A 15,105-nucleotide genomic window follows, 5' to 3' on the forward strand; every position below is an offset into this window, starting at 1 on the left:
CGGGTTAGCTGGTTAGCGGTTTTGGGTTCGAACGAGGCATTTTTCATGGACATCAGGCTTCCAGAATTCGGCTGATGGCGGCTATCTGGCGGTGCCATTGGCTGGTTTCGGTGCTTAGAGCCTTATGTCCCTGGGCGGTTAGCTGGTAGTACTTGGCGCGGCGGTTGTTCTCGGTGGCGCGCCACTCGGATTGCACGTGACCGGCGCGCTCCATGCGGCTGAGGGCGGGGAGCAGCGAACCGGGATTGACGCGGAAGACGCCGCCGCTGATCTGCTCGATGCGTAGGGCGACGCCGTAACCGTGCATGGATTCGAGGGCCAGGGTCTTCAGGATGAGCATTTCCAGGGTGCCCTGGATGAGATCGCCTGGTTTCGGATTGCTTGACTGGGATTTTGCGAGGAATTCGGACATTGCTCTCCTCTTGATAGACAAGAGGAGACTATGGTTCCTCTTGATTGTCAAGAGGAAAAATGTTTGCAGTTATCAGGGCTGGCTTTGTGCGATTTTTCTATCGGGCGGCAGGAAGGCGTCGGCGAGGTGATCGGGGAAGTGGAATTTGTGGAGGATGCGCGTGATTTCTGGGGAGAACTCGGCGGTGAGATTGTGGCCGGCAAAGTTGGCGAGTTCGAGGGAAGAGCGCTGGAGGGCGTGCGTGGTGTCGTTGAAGCCGTCCGGATAGAAGGTCATGCCGACGAATCCGCCGGCAAGCGATCCCGAGAGGTTACTGATTGCCAGGGTGCGGCGGCCGGAGTCGGAGCGATCGATTACGGTAAAGGCGAGGACATGGATGAAGCGCGCGACCGGGTTAGTGCTGGCGGATGGGTAGTAGCGAGGATCTTCGCGGAAGACTGCTGCGACGGCGAAGTGGCTCAGGCCTCCGGTGGTGTGGCGGGCGAATGTGGCGCCATAGATTCTGCCGAAAGCGCCGGGGCCATCACTCCATTCGCGGGGGAAATGATCGGGCGGGTGGGCCATGGTGATTCCGGCCTCAGCGGCGGGAACTGCGAATGCGCCGGGGTTAAAGGTGGTGTGAGTTTCCAGCGTGAAGCGGTCATGAAGTGTGAGCGGTGTGCCGGGCTCAATTCCGGGGACCGATGCGGGGGCAGGTATGGAGATCGCATCGGAAGAAGGCGGTTGCGAAGGTCCGGAGCTGGCCGCGAAGGACGGAGCAGGGGCGTTGGGAACAACTGAATCAGAGGTGGTTTGGGAGAGTTCCTGGGTAAGCATTGGAACGCAGAGGCACCCGCAGGCTGCGAGGGAAATCGCCACGGCTCGAATTGGTGCTCGCATTGGGCGCAACTTTCTGAAACCAACGTCGAGACGATGCTAGCGAACGGCGCGGGAATTTTCCGGTCTGAATGGCACATACAGAGTAATCATCAGGCCGGAATCTGGAGCGGGGAGTTTGGGATATACTCCGAGGGCGGAATCATAAGGGGTTTTTGTGTGGATTGCCGTGCGGGAGATAGGAATGCACAAGGGATTTGGGCGTTTTGACTTAGTTCGATGGGCGATTGCGGTACTTATCGCGGTTGGAGTGATTGGCGGAACATTTGGCGCGCTGGCACAGGCGGGCGGCGATGCGGTGCTGGCGGCTGCGGATGCCACCAAGCTGCTTCCGGCTTCGGTGTACTTCAAGGGCCAGTCTGCGACGACGCAACTGCGTAACTCGGGCGGCGTGAAGTTTGCGGATGGATTTTTTGTGTTGTCGGCTTTAGTTGATACGAGCGGTTACTCGTCGGATGTGCAGCAGAAGTATCAGGCTTACTTTATTGCTGAGGTTCCGATCAAGATCGAGGGGCATGATCTGGCTGCGGGAATCTATGGAGTGGGATTTATTCCGGACAATAAGTTTGTGGTGCTCGATGTAGGCGCACATGATCTGTTTACGGTAAGTTCGCACAAGGACGAAGAGATGAAACGGCCCATGCCGTTGAAGGTTACAGCCGAGGCTGGAGGCTTTCGGCTGTATGAGGGGCGCAATTACATAACCTTTGCACGGTAGGCCAGGACTTTAGGCTAGATTAGTTCGGAAAATGAGCGGTCAGGCTTTGATTCACTTAGTCCTGGCCGCTTTTGCATTTGCGGCAATTTGAGTGGATCAGGAAGAAAACCAGTTGACTCCGGCGCCGACGAGCGGGGCTTGGTCCGTCAGGGATGACACGACGATGGTTGGAGAGAAGCCGATGAGGGCTTTGCGGGTTGCGGGCAGGAAGAGATGCGCGGCGCGGCTGATGCCTCCGCCGAGGACGATGACTTCAGGAGAAAACGCAGCGGCGTGCTGATTGAGCGCAAGGCCGAGGTGGCGGCCGAAATCGGCGAAAGCCTGGCGGGCTGCCTTGAGTGGCGCATTCGACGCCTTGCCTGAAGCGGGCCGGGCGGAATGCTGAGCCGCGACGGGCTGCTGGGCGAGTGTTGCATCGAGCGCCGGGCAGGGCTGGTTGTCGATGCATTGGGCAATCGCGGCTACGTCGGAGACTTCGGCTTCGAGGCCGGTTAGTGCAAGGTATTGCTGGCGAAGGAAGCGGGTCGAAACAAAGTCTTCGACTGTGGCTCCGTTATAGGGAAGGTTCCAGATTTCGCCGCCGGGAGGAACGGTGGGGTCGCCGCCGGGACGGTGGGATGGGATGGGGATGTGTCCATCGATTGCGAAGGCGCAACCGATGCCGGTTCCGAGGGTGATGCCGATGGCGCGGGAGTAGCCTTTGGCCGCGCCTGCGCCGACTTCGCCGAGAAGGAACGCCGCGGCGTCGTTGACGAAGCGGACTTGGGATGGCTGCCAGCCGAAGCGGGTGCTCAGGGCGGCTTTGAGATCGACGCCGAAGAGCGAGGGCAGCTTGTGGGTCATCTGGCTGATGCCGTGTTCGTAGTCGAATGGGCCGGGCATGGCCAATCCTGCGCCCGAGATACTGGAGAGCGGCTTTTGGGCTGCGTGCGCGGCGGCTTCGCCGAGGGTGTGGATGAGACGCCCGAAGCTGGCTGCGGAGAAATGCCCCGGACCCTCATTGGTTTCGCTGCTAGCGGGCAAGGGAGCGCGGGAGAGTCCGTGGAGCGCGTAGGTGTGTTGATCGCAAAGAGCCGCGGAGATATGGCTGCCGCCTACGTCGTAGACGAGGACGGCTGCGGTGCCGGGCTGGGTGGGGGGAACGGGCATACGAATCAGGGAGGAAAAAGATACGAACGTATTTCGTTGTATCACAGCAGGGTAGATGGAGACTTTGGAGGCAGGGCGAGTTGGTGGGCTACGCAGCGAATGAGTTCGGGCCAGTTGTTAGGGGAGGGCTGGCGAAAGAGACGCGCGGTTGGATACCAGGGGGTGGTGGCGCGGGATTGCATCCAGCGCCAGTCGGATTGCCAGGGAAGCAGGAGCCAGAGGGGCTTGCCGAGTGCGCCTGCGAGGTGAGCGACGGCGGTGTCGGTGGTGATTACCAGATCGAGATTGGCGATGAGCGCGGCGGTGTCGGCGAAGTCGCGGTCGCTGGAGCAGCCGTCGAGAAGCGTGCAGCCTGCGGGGATGGTCTGCTGGGTAGCGGGGATCTCGTTTGCGGCCTCGCCTTTTTGCAGGGAGATCCAGCGGATGTTGGGGATATGGAGCAAGGGCAGGAAGGTTTCAAGGCTGGTGGAGCGCTCGTGGTCGGCGCGGTAGTTGGGATTGCCAGTCCAGGCGATTCCGATGGGGCGGAGATTGGGGAACTGGGGAAACTCGCGGGCGCGGTTATAGGTGAGTTGCGGGTCGGATTCGAGGTATGGGATGGCGTTCGGGACGGTCTGAAGTGTGGTTTGGAAGACTGCGGGAAGGCTCATGAGTGGACAGTGGTGCGTGATGACTGGGATGTGATTGCTCAGGACAATTATTTCTGTGGTGATGCTGGGGCGGTGTTCGGTGAGGCGCGCAATGGAAGCTGCCAGCAGGCGGGTGAGTGGGGCTTGGACGGCGAGGATCAGGTGCGAGCCGCTTAGCCGCTCGACGACCAGAGGGAGATAGCGGACGAATTGCATGGTGTCGCCCAGACCCTGCTCGGCGTAGAGAAATAGGCGCGCGGAGGGACCCAGCGGCTCGCCCTGCCAGCGGGGCTGGCGGAAGCGATGGGGGAGAGGGTGCACTTCGCGGAAGCTCCAGCGGATCTCGTAGCTAGGCCAGCCGTGGGCGTAGTCGCCGAGGCGGAGTTGCGTTAGGGCGCGATTGTATTGTGCGCCGGGGTGGTGGGGCGCGAGGTTGACGGCGGATTCGTGGGCGGCCAAAGCTTCTTCGCAGCGTCCGAGGCGCAGCAGGGCGTTGCCGCGATTGGATGGGGCGGTGGTGTGTCCCTGGGACTCGGCTTCTTCGAAGGCAGCGATTGCCTGCGTAATCTTCTCTTCGAAGGAGTCTGGATTTGAATATGGGTTTGCGGTTGCGGAGAGTTCGGCTAGGAGCAGGATGCCGCGGGCGTTGGCGATTTCGGAGTTCTTGTGTTTGGGGTTGGCGGCCTGCGCTGCTTCCGCTAAACGGAGCGATTGCCAAGCCTCGGGGAATTGTTTTTGCTCCAGGTGGAGATAGGTGAAGGAGACCTGAATCTCGGAGCAGCGCAGGTGGGTCGGCGATGTGAGGGCCAGGGCGCGATCGTAGTGTTCGCGGGCCTGGGTGTAGCGCCGGCGATTGCGCTCCAGGTGGCCGAGGTTGAGCAACGCCGAGATCTGGGTGTGGGTGTTTTGCGGTGAGGCTTTGAGCGCCTGGCTGTAACAGAGGGCGGCAAGCTGGTCGCGTCCGTCGGCGATCAGTTCGACGCCGAGGTTCAGCCAGGCGGAGGCGAAGCCGGGGCGGAGGGTGATGGCGCGGCGGTAGGCGGCGATGGCCTCCGAGTGCGCTCCAAGCTTGCTATGCGCGAAGCCTCGGGCGAAGTGGATCTCCGCGATGTTTGGGGCGATGTTGGAGGCTGTCTGGAAGCTGGTGAGCGCTGCGGGGAAGTCTTCCTGAAGCGCGAGAAGGTTGCCTAGGCCGAAGTGCGCGGCAGCCACGCTTGCATCGAGAGCAATGGCGCGACGGTAGGCGGTTTGGGCCTGCGGTGGCTGGCAGACGGCAGCGAGGAGGTCGCCGTAGTTGGCCCAGGCTATGGCGGAGTTTGGACCTGCGGCCAGGGCGGCTTGCGCCATCTTGATCGCGGAGGGAAGCTGGCGGCTCTGGCGGGCGATGAGGCTCAGTGCGAGCAGTGCGGCCTGCGAATGCGGGTCGGTTGCGAGCGCGCGGCGGTAGGCCTCCGCAGCTTGGAGCAGCTGGCCGTGGGCGTGGTGATGGCGGGCCGTCTCAAGGTGCAGAGATATCGGGGCGGGCGCCGGAGCGGTGAGCGGGGTTGCGGCGGACATGCTGGCTGAATCGAGGGTATTCGCCGATCTGGAGGTTGATCAGTGGGATTCTGGGAAAATCGGGCGTGCATTTCCCGCGTTGGGCACGGGAGCGGCGATGGTGGCTAAAACGGGAGAAATCCGGAATTTCGAGATCGAAGTCCGGAGTTCTCCGCGTTTCGGGTGGGTTGAAGTGCGGTTATTGGTCGTTGCCGACGGTCAGTTCGGTGGAAACGGGCGAGAGGTAGCCGAGGAGGCCGCCTGTGCCGTGGTTAGGGCCAGCGGTGAAATAGAGTTCGGAGGCGGGTGAACTGGCTGAGTCGTAGCTGCCGGCGCTGGCGCTGTTACCGGGGCTGATGGCCCAGAGTCCGTTGATGGCGAGCGGCGTGCCGGATGCGTCTTGCACCAGGCCGAGGAATTTGCCGGTGGCGAGGTCGTAGGCGGCGATGGTTCCGCTGCCCTCGGTGGTTCCGCCGCCAGAGAACTGGCCGATAAGCAGATCGTGGCTGAAGACGCCGAAGTCGAGCGGCGCGAGGGCTACGCCCCAGGGTGCGTTGAGCCAGTCGCCGTGCTCAAGCCGGTTGAGGAGCCTGCCGGAAGAGGAGAAGATGTCGACGAAGCCGAGGCCGGGGCCGTCGGTCTCGAAGGGCTGTCCTTCCTGGTGGAGGACGAAGGTGACGACGATGTCGTTACCGATGGCCTGGACGTTGAAGGGCACGAAGTCTCGGGGAAGACGATCGTCCGTGAAGGGTCTTGCAGATTCGTCGTCACGATCCCGATCATGGTCTCGATTGTGGTCTCCATCGCCCGTGGAGGGTAGGTGGATGCGGTGGAAGGCGTTGTCGTAGACGTCGACGCTGCCCTTGGTGAAGTTGGCGGCGTAGAGGTAGCGCTTTCCATCGAGGATGGCCGAGGTCAGGCCGGTGTAGCTGGAGCCGTCTGTGGTTTTGACGACAATGACGGCCGTTTTGGAGGGCGGCGATCCGCCAGCGGGTATGCCGACGGTTGGGTTCCACCCGGAGATGGTGCCGTCAATGGTAGCGAAGAGAAAATCGGCCGGTGCGCCCGGAGCCAGCAGGAAGTCAGTCGTGCTGCTGTTGGCGATGGTTCCGGTAGGTGTGCCGGTGGGGAAGGTGGTGCTGGCCGGGTTGGATTTGGGGATGGTGACGACGAGGGGCGTGATCGCTCCGGCGCCGTTGTAGAGGGTGCTCAGGCCGGTGCCGTTGTCGGAGATCCACCAAGGGGAGCCGGAGCTGCGAGACATTCCCCAGGGATTGACGAGATTGGGGTCGGTTACGGGTGCGATGCCGGAGGTGTTGGCGACGAGGTTTACCTGGTTGTAGTGCTGGGCATGAGCGAGCGGTCCAACAAACAAGATGGACAGGGCGAGCGATGCTGCTGCGGCCAGTCCTGGTCCTGGGTACTTCTTCATAGCGAAATCTCCTGAAGCTGTGAGGCCCCGCTGACTGGGTGTTGGCACATCGGCCGGTCAGAGACGGACAGAGCCGGGTCTGAGCTGGGTCAATGGCTGGATTTTTCCTGTGTGCGGGGATGGGCAGGCAAAATCCTCACCGAGCGTATCGCTTGCGGTGTACTGCAGATGTCAGCGAGATGTAATCGCATTGTCTGTGGATTTTGCGGATTCTGAAGGCGACGGAGCGGTTTGCACGCGGTGGGAAGCAGGCGGAGGGGTTACGTGCAGCGACGCATGGCTACGATGTGCGAGATGGTGGTGATCAGGATGAGGACGACGCCGACTGGGATGACGGCTGGCGGCAGCGCAAAATGCCCGGCGCGGAAGGCGTGAAGGATGGCGAACTGGAGGATGAGGAATAGGCAGACGGTTTCGGCCTGCAGGAATGCAGTCATCTGGACAGCGAGGGACTGGAGGCGGTCGCGGTTTTGCAGGGTGACGCGGACAGGGTAGTTGAAGGATTCGGGCTTCCGGCTGATGAGGCCGATGATGAGGAAGATGGCCGTGGCGATTGCGGGGAGCAGGAAAAGGCCGTTGGGAGAGCCCCAGGCGTTGGGGTTGCCGGCGGCGTCGAAGTGGGTTGGGATGCGGTTGGGCAAGGCTTCCGGGCCGGTGGTGGCGCGGATGGTGATGGTCCAGAGGATGCAGAGGGCGATTACGGAGATGGCGATTAGGAATTTACGCATTTGGGTCGTCCTTGTTGCGATTATTGAATCTTAGAGGACTCCCATTTGCCGGGGTGGCTCTCGTCCCAGCTCAGATCGTGCCACTGATTTCTCCAGAAGCCAACTAAACGGATGGTGTGGTTGCGGTGATCAACGGCAACGGCTTGAATGCCACGTTGGCCGGTTTTGAGCGTAGTGATGAGATGGAGCGGATCGAGATTGAGAATGTCAATTTCGCTGCCCCAGTCGCGGTCGGTGTCAACAAGCACCCAAGCGACACGGGTGCGACCTATGGCAGCAATCTGACCGTCGAGTGAAACGGTTGGAGCCTTTGAATAAAACCAATCTGGTACTAAGGGGCCGAATAGATTTGGGAAGAAGGGCAAGCTAACTGAAGCAGTAATCTCTCCGGAGCTATTGAAAAGAACTGCTTTCTGGGCCGTTCGATAGTCTACGGTCGTAGTAGTTATCAATTGCTTTGTGTTTGGCACTTGCATCGGGAGCGTTACGTTATCCTTTGGCAAGATTAAACAATCCGTGTAATTGATTCGCGGTAAATCGAAGCTAGCGCCCGGGTGACAGGTATCCGAAAGCGCGGTTGGATTCAGCCATACTCTGCCCAGAGTCTCCGAAACAACCGGCGTTCGCCCGCCGTGACTCGTCCCTACGGGCCCCAGAGATACGTCGGAAAGCAGATCGCCGTCAATGCTCCAACGTTGCAAATGAAGATTCACTTTCCAGCCGGCCGACGGATCAGAGGGACTGTATCGCCAAAGAACTAAAGAGCCATCGGCGAGAAATCCTTGCAGGAAACGGAATGCATATCCAGGCTCACTTGGCAGGTCAGGCCCCAATTGAAGCCAATCAGAGACGAACTGATTCTTAAGAAGACCAGATTGACGATCTACGATTACGACGGTGAGTTTGCTATCTGGCACAACCACGGCCAGCCACTTTCCGTCTTTGCTGAAGGCTTCTTCGCATTGGTTGTTATCGATGGCATCAATCTCGCGGGCTATCGGTTGAGAGTCTGGCTCTGTGAGTCGTATCTCAAGCTTGTGATCGCGAATAAGGCCGGTAGCGAGGGCCCCGTTGGAGGCGAAAGCTACGCAGGCGCGAGCGGGTAACTTTTGCGCATAGCTTTGTTGTGCATAGACATGGGTGATGCACAACGTAAATAACAGTATGGGCCAGCGTGGAGGCATGGGCGAAGAGTAATCGGGTTGTGGATCAGTGGTCAATCCGCCAAATGTACAAGATAACTTTGACAATCTACCTCTCCCAAAGCGCATTCTTTTAGGGGCAAGCGGGGAGCCCATGTTTGACGATTCCGAAGTCTGATTTCTTCTTTATGCTGTGCCTTCAGATTTCATTTTGAACGGCGTGAGGCTCAGACTTGTGAGATCTCGGTGGACGGGGATCGATCCCGTCCCCGACGTAAGAATTCATTCAAGTGGTCGTAGATGCCAAGGCTGAAGCCTTGGCTTACCTAAGGCGTTGCTCTAGTGGATCGTGTCAGGATCTTGCAAGGCCCCTTGAGAGTTTCGCGGCGGCCTATCCCGGGCTTTAGGATGGAGCGGAATGGTTAGGAGTTTTTCGCGATGAAGATGCGGCCGGGAACGCAGACAGGATTTCTGTTGTGTGGCAAGGAATGGACCGATGGTGAGGCGATGGAAGTTCGCTCGCCCTGGGATCAGGGATTGCTGGGGAAGGTGACCGTTGCCACTCGAAAAGACGCGCGGGAGGCGGTGACCCACGCTGTGGCTTCGGTGCGGCGGACGCGGGCTTTACCGCGATGGAAGCGCAAGGAGATTCTGGAGGATATTGCCGCGGCGCTGATCGAGCAGAAGGAGCGGTTTGCGCAGTTGATTGTCGCCGAGGCGGGCAAACCGGTTCGCACGGCGCGGATTGAGGTCGAGCGGGCGATTCTGACCTTCAAGACTGCTTCTGAAGAGGCGATCCGGCTGGGGGGTGAGTCGATTCCGCTGGATTTGACGGAGGGCAACGAAGGGCGATGGGGATTGGTGCAGCGCTTTCCGGTAGGGCCTGTGTTGGCGATTACTCCATTCAATTTTCCTCTGATGCTGGTGGCGCACAAGCTCGCGCCGGCGATTGCGGCGGGGTGTCCGGTGGTGTTGAAGCCTGCGCCTCAGACGCCGTTTACCGCGCTGGCGCTGGGTGAGGTGATTTTGAAGGCGGGATGGCCGGAGGAGGCGCTGGCGGTGCTTCCGCTGGCCAACGAAGACACGGCGTGGCTGGCGGAGCGCGAGGACCGGCTGAAGCTGGTGAGCTTTACCGGGTCGGCTGCGGTGGGTTGGGGGCTCAAGGCCAGGAGCGGCCGGAAGCGCGTGACGCTGGAGTTGGGCGGGAATGCGGCGCTGATTCTGCACTCGGACTGGCGCGGGTCGGATGTGGACCAGAGTCAGGCTCTGGAGGCGGTCGCGAATCGGGTGGCGATTGGCGCTTTCGGGTATGCGGGGCAGAGCTGCATCAGCGTCCAGAGGGTATTTGTCGAGCGGACGATTTTCCAGACGTTTCTCTGGAAGCTGGTGGAGCGGGCGGCGAAGATGGTGCGTGGGAACCCGGCGGACGAGGCGACCGAGATCGGGCCGGTGATCCGCCCGGCGGACGCGGATCGGATTGAGGCTTGGGTGAAAGAAGCGATCGAAGGCGGAGCGAAGCTGGTGGAAGGCGGCGGACGGGATGGCTCCATTTTGCAGCCGACCATCCTGACCGGGACAAGATCGGGAATGAAGGTGTATGACGAAGAGATTTTTGGTCCCGTGGTTCTTGTCGAGCCGTATGACTATTTTGAAGAGGCGCTGGCGATGGTGAACCGTTCGCGGTATGGCTTGCAGACTGGGCTTTATACGCGGGATGCGGGTCGGATTATGACGGCTTTTCGCGAGCTGGAGGTGGGCGCGGTGATTGTGGGCGACACGCCGACGTGGCGGCTTGACCCAATGCCATACGGAGGCGTGAAGGATTCCGGCCTTGGCCGGGAGGGGGTGCGGTGGGCGATCGAAGAGATGACCGAGCCTCGGATGCTGGTGATGGCGGGAATGTAATCCACTCAATCGACGAAACTCTGCCGCCCAGTTCCGATTCCGATTTCGGGTGCGACTAAGAAACCGGGATCGGAAAGTCCATGGAAAGCGCAGAGGTAAGTGAGGGCTCGCATACCTGTATCTGGTACACGTTTTCCCACCCTTTGAGACGTCGAGAAAGTTGCCTTATCCGTTTCGATGCGCTGAAACCGCAGGAACACGCAAGTTTCTTTGTTTTCAACCGGTTATGGATGTCGCGACAGCCAATATTTTTTGCGGATCGCGAGAACCTTTGGTGCGCTTCGTCACATTCGGCTGATATAGTGATTTTTCAGCAAGAACGAAGAAAAAAAGCTCGCTCTAAAAACTACGGACCTGCTTCATGTTCCCAGGCTCCTAAAACCCAGTTCGAGGCCATCTCGAATCGCGGGTCTAGAAAAGGGCAGATTCAGACATCACGGATTCAGGCAATTCGTACCAAGGAAGTCGCAGGACAGCTATACGCAGAATCGTTGGTTGCAATACCCTGTGAAACCGCCGGTGCGGCGGGGACGCACACATGAGAGTTTGGAATAACCGGAAGCAGGGAAGCATTCATGGCGCAGATTTTTGACCGAAGCTCGAACGCGCTGGCACGCATGAGCCTGGTCCTGACGGGATTGATCGTGATCGCACTCGGTGTAACGCTGGATTCACTGCAGCGTTCGCCCTGGGTGACGCGACAAGGTCAGCGGCCGGACCAGCCGGTACCGTTCAGCCACAAGCATCATGTGCAGGGATTGGGCCTGCAGTGTCAGTACTGCCACGTCACTGTCGAGAAGTCGAGCTACGCGGGGATTCCGCCCACCAAGACTTGCATCAACTGTCACGCGCAGATCTGGACCAATGCGGCACTCCTGGAGCCTGTACGTAAGAGCTGGGCTACCAACGAATCAATTGTCTGGACCAAGGTGCACGACCTTCCGGATTACGTCTACTTTAATCACTCCATTCATGTAAATAAGGGCCTGGGCTGTTCGAGCTGCCATGGCCGAGTGGACCTGATGCCTCTGATGTATCAGCAGAATACGTTGCAGATGGAGTGGTGCTTGAACTGCCATCGCGATCCGGCGAAAAACCTCCGTCCCGTTAACCAAGTATACAACATGGCTTGGGAAGGTCCGTCGAGCGAGAAGCCGGTTTGGTGTTCGGTTTCTGAGGAAAAGTCAGGCAAGCCGACAGCACAGAGTGTGAACTGTCAGACGAGCGAGCCGGGCAAGACCGAGGTTGCTTCGCTGGATCTGAATGGGTTGAAGCTGCCGGGAATGCGTCCGGCTGCGGCCGAGGCGGGAGATCGGCTGGTAATGTTGTCGACGGCCGGGAATTACACCAAGTTCACCAGTCAGCGGGAGCTGGGCAACTTTCTGATCGACCACTACAAGATTCGCAAGCCGAATGAGCTTTCCAGCTGCGAGGTATGCCACCGATGAGCAGCGAGAGCGGGAACGGAATGATGCGGCAAGAGAATGGGAATCATGGTGCGGATGCTTCGCCGGCGCTAACTCTGGCCGAGGTTCGCAAGCAGCTTGAGGGCAAGAAGGGTAAGCGCTACTGGCGGTCGATTGACGAGCTGGCCGGGACGCCGGAGTTTGAAGCGGCGGTAGCGAAGGAGTTTCCGGACCAGGCGCAGGAGTGGATCGATCCGGTTTCGCGGCGCGGCTTTATGAAGCTGATGGGAGCTTCGATGGCGCTGGCTGGCCTCGCGGGTTGTACGAAGCAGCCGGACGAGCCGATTTATCCCTATGTCAAGCAGCCGGAAGACCTGGTGCTGGGCAAGTCGAATTATTTCGCTACGGCGCATCCCTTCCCGACGGGCGGCATTCCGTTGCTGGTGAAGAGCGATGCCTTCCGGCCGATCAAAGTCGATGGCAATCCGGACCATCCGTACAATCAGGGCTCTTCCGATGTCTTCACGCAGGGAACGCTGCTGGATCTCTATGATCCAGATCGTTCGCAACATGCTTTGCTGCGTGGGAATGCGGCGGAATGGCCGGAGTTTCTTCAGGCTTATCGTGAGCGGCTGAATGCTGGGAAAGCGAATGGCGGCGAGGGCATTTATTTTCTGAGCACTTCGTTTACTTCGCCGACTTTGCAGCGGCAGTGGGCTGAGGCGCAGAAGACATATCCCAAGGCGAAGCTGGTGCAGTACGATCCGGCGCTGGCAGGGACGGTGTTTTCAAAGGGCGCCAGTCCGCAGTATTCCTTGGCCGACGCTGATGTGATTGTGGCGCTCGATGCAGATTTTCTTTCGGGGGCTGGCTATCCTGGTTCGCATCAGCTGATTCGGGAGTACGCCAAACGGCGCAAGCTTGCTGATGGCGACAAGACGCTGAATCGGCTCTATGCAATTGAGAGCACGCCGACAACTACTGGCATGAAGGCCGAGCACCGGCTGAGCCTGCGGGCCAGTGAGATTCCGGCGTTCGCGGCGGCGCTGGCAAGTGCGGTTGGGGCATCCGGAGTTTCGGCTCCGAGCTATAGCTGGAGCGCTGAGCAGAGTAAATTTCTCGCCGCACTAGCGAAGGACTTGAAGGCCAATGCTGGCAAGAGTGTTGTGATTCCCGGGCTGTATCAGGATCCATCGGTTGCTACGCTGGCGCTTGCGATCAACGATGCTCTGGGCAATGTGGGCAAGACGGTCAAGGCGTCTGTGGAGTCTGAGGGCAGACCCTTTGCTTCTCCTGATCAGATCGAGGACTTCAAGGCGCTGGTTGCGGATCTGAATGCGGGCAAGGTCGACTGGCTGATCGTACTGAATTCGAATCCCGTGTACGACGCTCCGGCGGACTTCGATTTCAAGACGGCATTGAGCGAAGCCAAGATGTCGGTGCATCTTGGATCGCACGTCGATGAAACGGGCCTGGAGGCGATCTGGCATCTGCCCGCGGCGCACTATCTGGAGTCATGGTCGGATGTTCGCAGCTATGACGGGACCGTATCGGTCATACAACCGATGATCGAGCCGCTCTACCAGGGGCATACGGCGCACGACCTGATCCAGGCGATGTTGGATGAGCCTACGATTTCGGCCTACGAGGCAGTGCGCGAAACGTGGAAGCCGGTGCTCTCCAAGGCGGGCGACTTTGAATTGAACTGGCGCAAGGCGCTTCATGCGGGCTGGATCGACGGTACTGCGTTTGCGGTCCCCGCATCCATGAAGGCAGGTCAGGTCAGCGCGCCTGCTCCTTCTGCGAAGGATGCGTTTGAGATTATTTTCCGGCCCGATCCGAATGTCTATGACGGGCGCTACTCGAATGTTGGCTGGCTGCAGGAATTGCCGAAGCCGGTGATTAATCTGGCGTGGGACAACGCGGCGCTCTTTTCGGGCGCAACAATGACCAAGCTTGGGTTGGAAGAGGGCGATATCGTCGAGATTGCGGTCGGCGAGCGCAAGGTGAAGGCGCCGATCCTGTGGGCTCCAGGTCATCCGGATAACTCGGTTACGGTCCACCTGGGTTATGGTCGCGAGGCGGCTGGCCGCGTTGGTTCCGGAGCGGGATTCAATGCCTATCTGGTTCGGACTTCGGATGCTCCGTTCTATACGACTGGGTCGGTCAAGAAGGTTGATGGCAAGTGGGGCCTGGCAGTGACCAAGAGTCATTTTCAGGATCATCGCGGCAAACTGGCCGGCGGCAAGGGCGACGGTAACTATTCGCTCGAAGCGAACGAGGCGGAGACGCGCGGCGTGATTCGCTCGGCGACGCTTGAAGAGTATAAGGCTAATCCCGGATTTGCCAACGAGGGTGAAGAGCATCCGAAGGACGAGTTCGAGACGAGCCTCTTCCCTAACTGGGAGTACAAGGACAATGCCTGGGGCATGTCGATCGACTTGAACAGTTGCACGGGCTGCAATGCCTGCATTGTGAGCTGCTATGCGGAGAACAATATCGCGGTAGTGGGCAAGCAGCAGGTGCGTATTGGCCGTAACATGCAATGGCTCAGGATTGATACGTATTTTGAAGGCGACCTGGCTGCGCCGCGGGCACACTTCCAGCCGATGGCTTGCCAGCATTGCGAAAATGCTCCCTGCGAACAGGTTTGCCCGGTAGGTGCGACGGTGCATACGCCCGAGGGGTTGAACACGATGGTGTACAACCGCTGTGTGGGTACTCGCTACTGCTCGAACAACTGCCCGTACAAGGTGCGCCGATTCAACTTCCTGCTTTATTCGGATTTTGAGACGGAGAGCCTGAAGCTGATGCGCAACCCGGATGTTTCGGTGCGGTCGCGCGGCGTGATGGAGAAGTGCAGCTACTGCGTGCAGCGCATCTCCGAGGCGAAGATAGACGCCGACAAGGAAAATCGTGCAATCCGCGACGGTGAGATTGTGACGGCCTGCCAGCAGGCATGCCCGGCATCCGCGATTACCTTCGGCAATATCAACGACAAGACCAGCAAGGTGGCAAAACTTCGCGGTAGCGAGCGGAGCTATTCGGTGCTGGCTGATATCAACACTCGTCCGCGGACACAGTACTTGGCCGCGGTTCTCAATCCCAACCCCGAACTTGCCGAAGCGCCTGAAGAGCACGCTCCGGCAAAGGGTTAAGAGGCGCTACTGGC

At 59.6% G+C, this 15,105-nt stretch carries 12 protein-coding genes; 5 read left to right on the forward strand and 7 right to left on the reverse strand.

Going from position 1 to position 15,105, the window contains the following annotated elements; translation table 11 throughout:
* Positions 1-52: 52 nt before the first annotated feature.
* Positions 53-412: a PadR family transcriptional regulator gene (locus OHL23_RS05595; RefSeq protein WP_263350785.1), complete on the reverse strand. Its 360-nt coding sequence runs from the start codon at positions 410-412 to the stop codon at positions 53-55.
* Positions 413-484: 72 nt separating this feature from the next.
* Positions 485-1,291: a hypothetical protein gene (locus OHL23_RS05600; protein ID WP_263350786.1), complete on the reverse strand. Its 807-nt coding sequence runs from the start codon at positions 1,289-1,291 to the stop codon at positions 485-487.
* A gap of 181 nt (positions 1,292-1,472) precedes the next feature.
* Here OHL23_RS05600 and OHL23_RS05605 point away from each other — a divergent pair, with 181 nt between their 5' ends.
* Positions 1,473-2,006: a hypothetical protein gene (locus tag OHL23_RS05605; protein ID WP_263350787.1), complete on the forward strand. Its 534-nt coding sequence runs from the start codon at positions 1,473-1,475 to the stop codon at positions 2,004-2,006.
* 96 nt (positions 2,007-2,102) lie between these two features.
* Here the strand turns inward: OHL23_RS05605 and OHL23_RS05610 are convergent, their stop codons facing one another.
* The 5 genes from OHL23_RS05610 to OHL23_RS05630 all read right to left on the reverse strand — a co-directional run bounded on the left by OHL23_RS05610 (position 2,103) and on the right by OHL23_RS05630 (position 7,983).
* Positions 2,103-3,155, reverse strand: coding sequence for an ROK family protein (locus tag OHL23_RS05610; protein ID WP_263350788.1), 1,053 nt, complete (start codon positions 3,153-3,155; stop codon positions 2,103-2,105).
* Positions 3,156-3,196: 41 nt separating this feature from the next.
* A complete protein-coding gene (locus OHL23_RS05615) occupies positions 3,197-5,341 on the reverse strand; it encodes a tetratricopeptide repeat protein (protein WP_263350789.1) in 2,145 nt (714 codons plus the stop codon).
* Between the two features lie 178 nt (positions 5,342-5,519).
* Positions 5,520-6,752 (reverse strand): TIGR03118 family protein, encoded by a 1,233-nt coding sequence (locus OHL23_RS05620; RefSeq protein WP_263350790.1) that lies wholly within the window; start codon positions 6,750-6,752, stop codon positions 5,520-5,522.
* Between the two features lie 260 nt (positions 6,753-7,012).
* Positions 7,013-7,480 carry a DUF1648 domain-containing protein gene (locus OHL23_RS05625; RefSeq protein ID WP_263350791.1) on the reverse strand — a complete coding sequence of 156 codons (468 nt, stop codon included), beginning with the start codon at positions 7,478-7,480 and terminating at the stop codon, positions 7,013-7,015.
* 20 nt (positions 7,481-7,500) lie between these two features.
* On the reverse strand, positions 7,501-7,983 hold the full coding sequence (locus OHL23_RS05630; protein WP_263350792.1) for a hypothetical protein: 483 nt from the start codon (positions 7,981-7,983) through the stop codon (positions 7,501-7,503).
* A gap of 372 nt (positions 7,984-8,355) precedes the next feature.
* Here OHL23_RS05630 and OHL23_RS05635 point away from each other — a divergent pair, with 372 nt between their 5' ends.
* From OHL23_RS05635 to OHL23_RS05650, 4 genes are all read left to right on the forward strand, one after another.
* Complete coding sequence (locus tag OHL23_RS05635; RefSeq protein ID WP_263350793.1) at positions 8,356-8,586, forward strand: hypothetical protein; 231 nt, start codon at positions 8,356-8,358, stop codon at positions 8,584-8,586.
* Positions 8,587-9,060: 474 nt separating this feature from the next.
* Entirely contained in the window at positions 9,061-10,527 is a 1,467-nt protein-coding gene (locus OHL23_RS05640; RefSeq protein WP_263350795.1) for an aldehyde dehydrogenase family protein, read from the forward strand.
* A gap of 575 nt (positions 10,528-11,102) precedes the next feature.
* Positions 11,103-11,975 (forward strand): cytochrome c3 family protein, encoded by an 873-nt coding sequence (locus tag OHL23_RS05645; protein ID WP_263350796.1) that lies wholly within the window; start codon positions 11,103-11,105, stop codon positions 11,973-11,975.
* Positions 11,972-15,091, forward strand: coding sequence for a TAT-variant-translocated molybdopterin oxidoreductase (locus tag OHL23_RS05650; protein WP_263350797.1), 3,120 nt, complete (start codon positions 11,972-11,974; stop codon positions 15,089-15,091). Before OHL23_RS05645 ends, OHL23_RS05650 begins: the two co-directional genes overlap by 4 nt.
* The last annotated feature ends 14 nt before the right edge of the window (positions 15,092-15,105 follow it).

Origin of the sequence: Acidicapsa acidisoli (assembly GCF_025685625.1) — a bacterium.
In the GTDB taxonomy this organism is placed as follows: Bacteria; Acidobacteriota; Terriglobia; order Terriglobales; family Acidobacteriaceae; genus Acidicapsa; species Acidicapsa acidisoli.

Bases quoted from the DNA above. Each gene is read 5' to 3' on its own strand.
- OHL23_RS05625 (WP_263350791.1), bottom strand. From the start codon at position 7,480: ATGCGTAAATTCCTAATCGCCATCTCCGTAATCGCCCTCTGCATCCTC.
- OHL23_RS05605 (WP_263350787.1), top strand. From the start codon at position 1,473: ATGCACAAGGGATTTGGGCGTTTTGACTTAGTTCGATGGGCGATTGCG.
- OHL23_RS05610 (WP_263350788.1), bottom strand. From the start codon at position 3,155: ATGCCCGTTCCCCCCACCCAGCCCGGCACCGCAGCCGTCCTCGTCTAC.
- OHL23_RS05615 (WP_263350789.1), bottom strand. From the start codon at position 5,341: ATGTCCGCCGCAACCCCGCTCACCGCTCCGGCGCCCGCCCCGATATCT.
- OHL23_RS05640 (WP_263350795.1), top strand. From the start codon at position 9,061: ATGAAGATGCGGCCGGGAACGCAGACAGGATTTCTGTTGTGTGGCAAG.
- OHL23_RS05645 (WP_263350796.1), top strand. From the start codon at position 11,103: ATGGCGCAGATTTTTGACCGAAGCTCGAACGCGCTGGCACGCATGAGC.
- OHL23_RS05620 (WP_263350790.1), bottom strand. From the start codon at position 6,752: ATGAAGAAGTACCCAGGACCAGGACTGGCCGCAGCAGCATCGCTCGCC.
- OHL23_RS05600 (WP_263350786.1), bottom strand. From the start codon at position 1,291: ATGCGAGCACCAATTCGAGCCGTGGCGATTTCCCTCGCAGCCTGCGGG.
- OHL23_RS05650 (WP_263350797.1), top strand. From the start codon at position 11,972: ATGAGCAGCGAGAGCGGGAACGGAATGATGCGGCAAGAGAATGGGAAT.
- OHL23_RS05595 (WP_263350785.1), bottom strand. From the start codon at position 412: ATGTCCGAATTCCTCGCAAAATCCCAGTCAAGCAATCCGAAACCAGGC.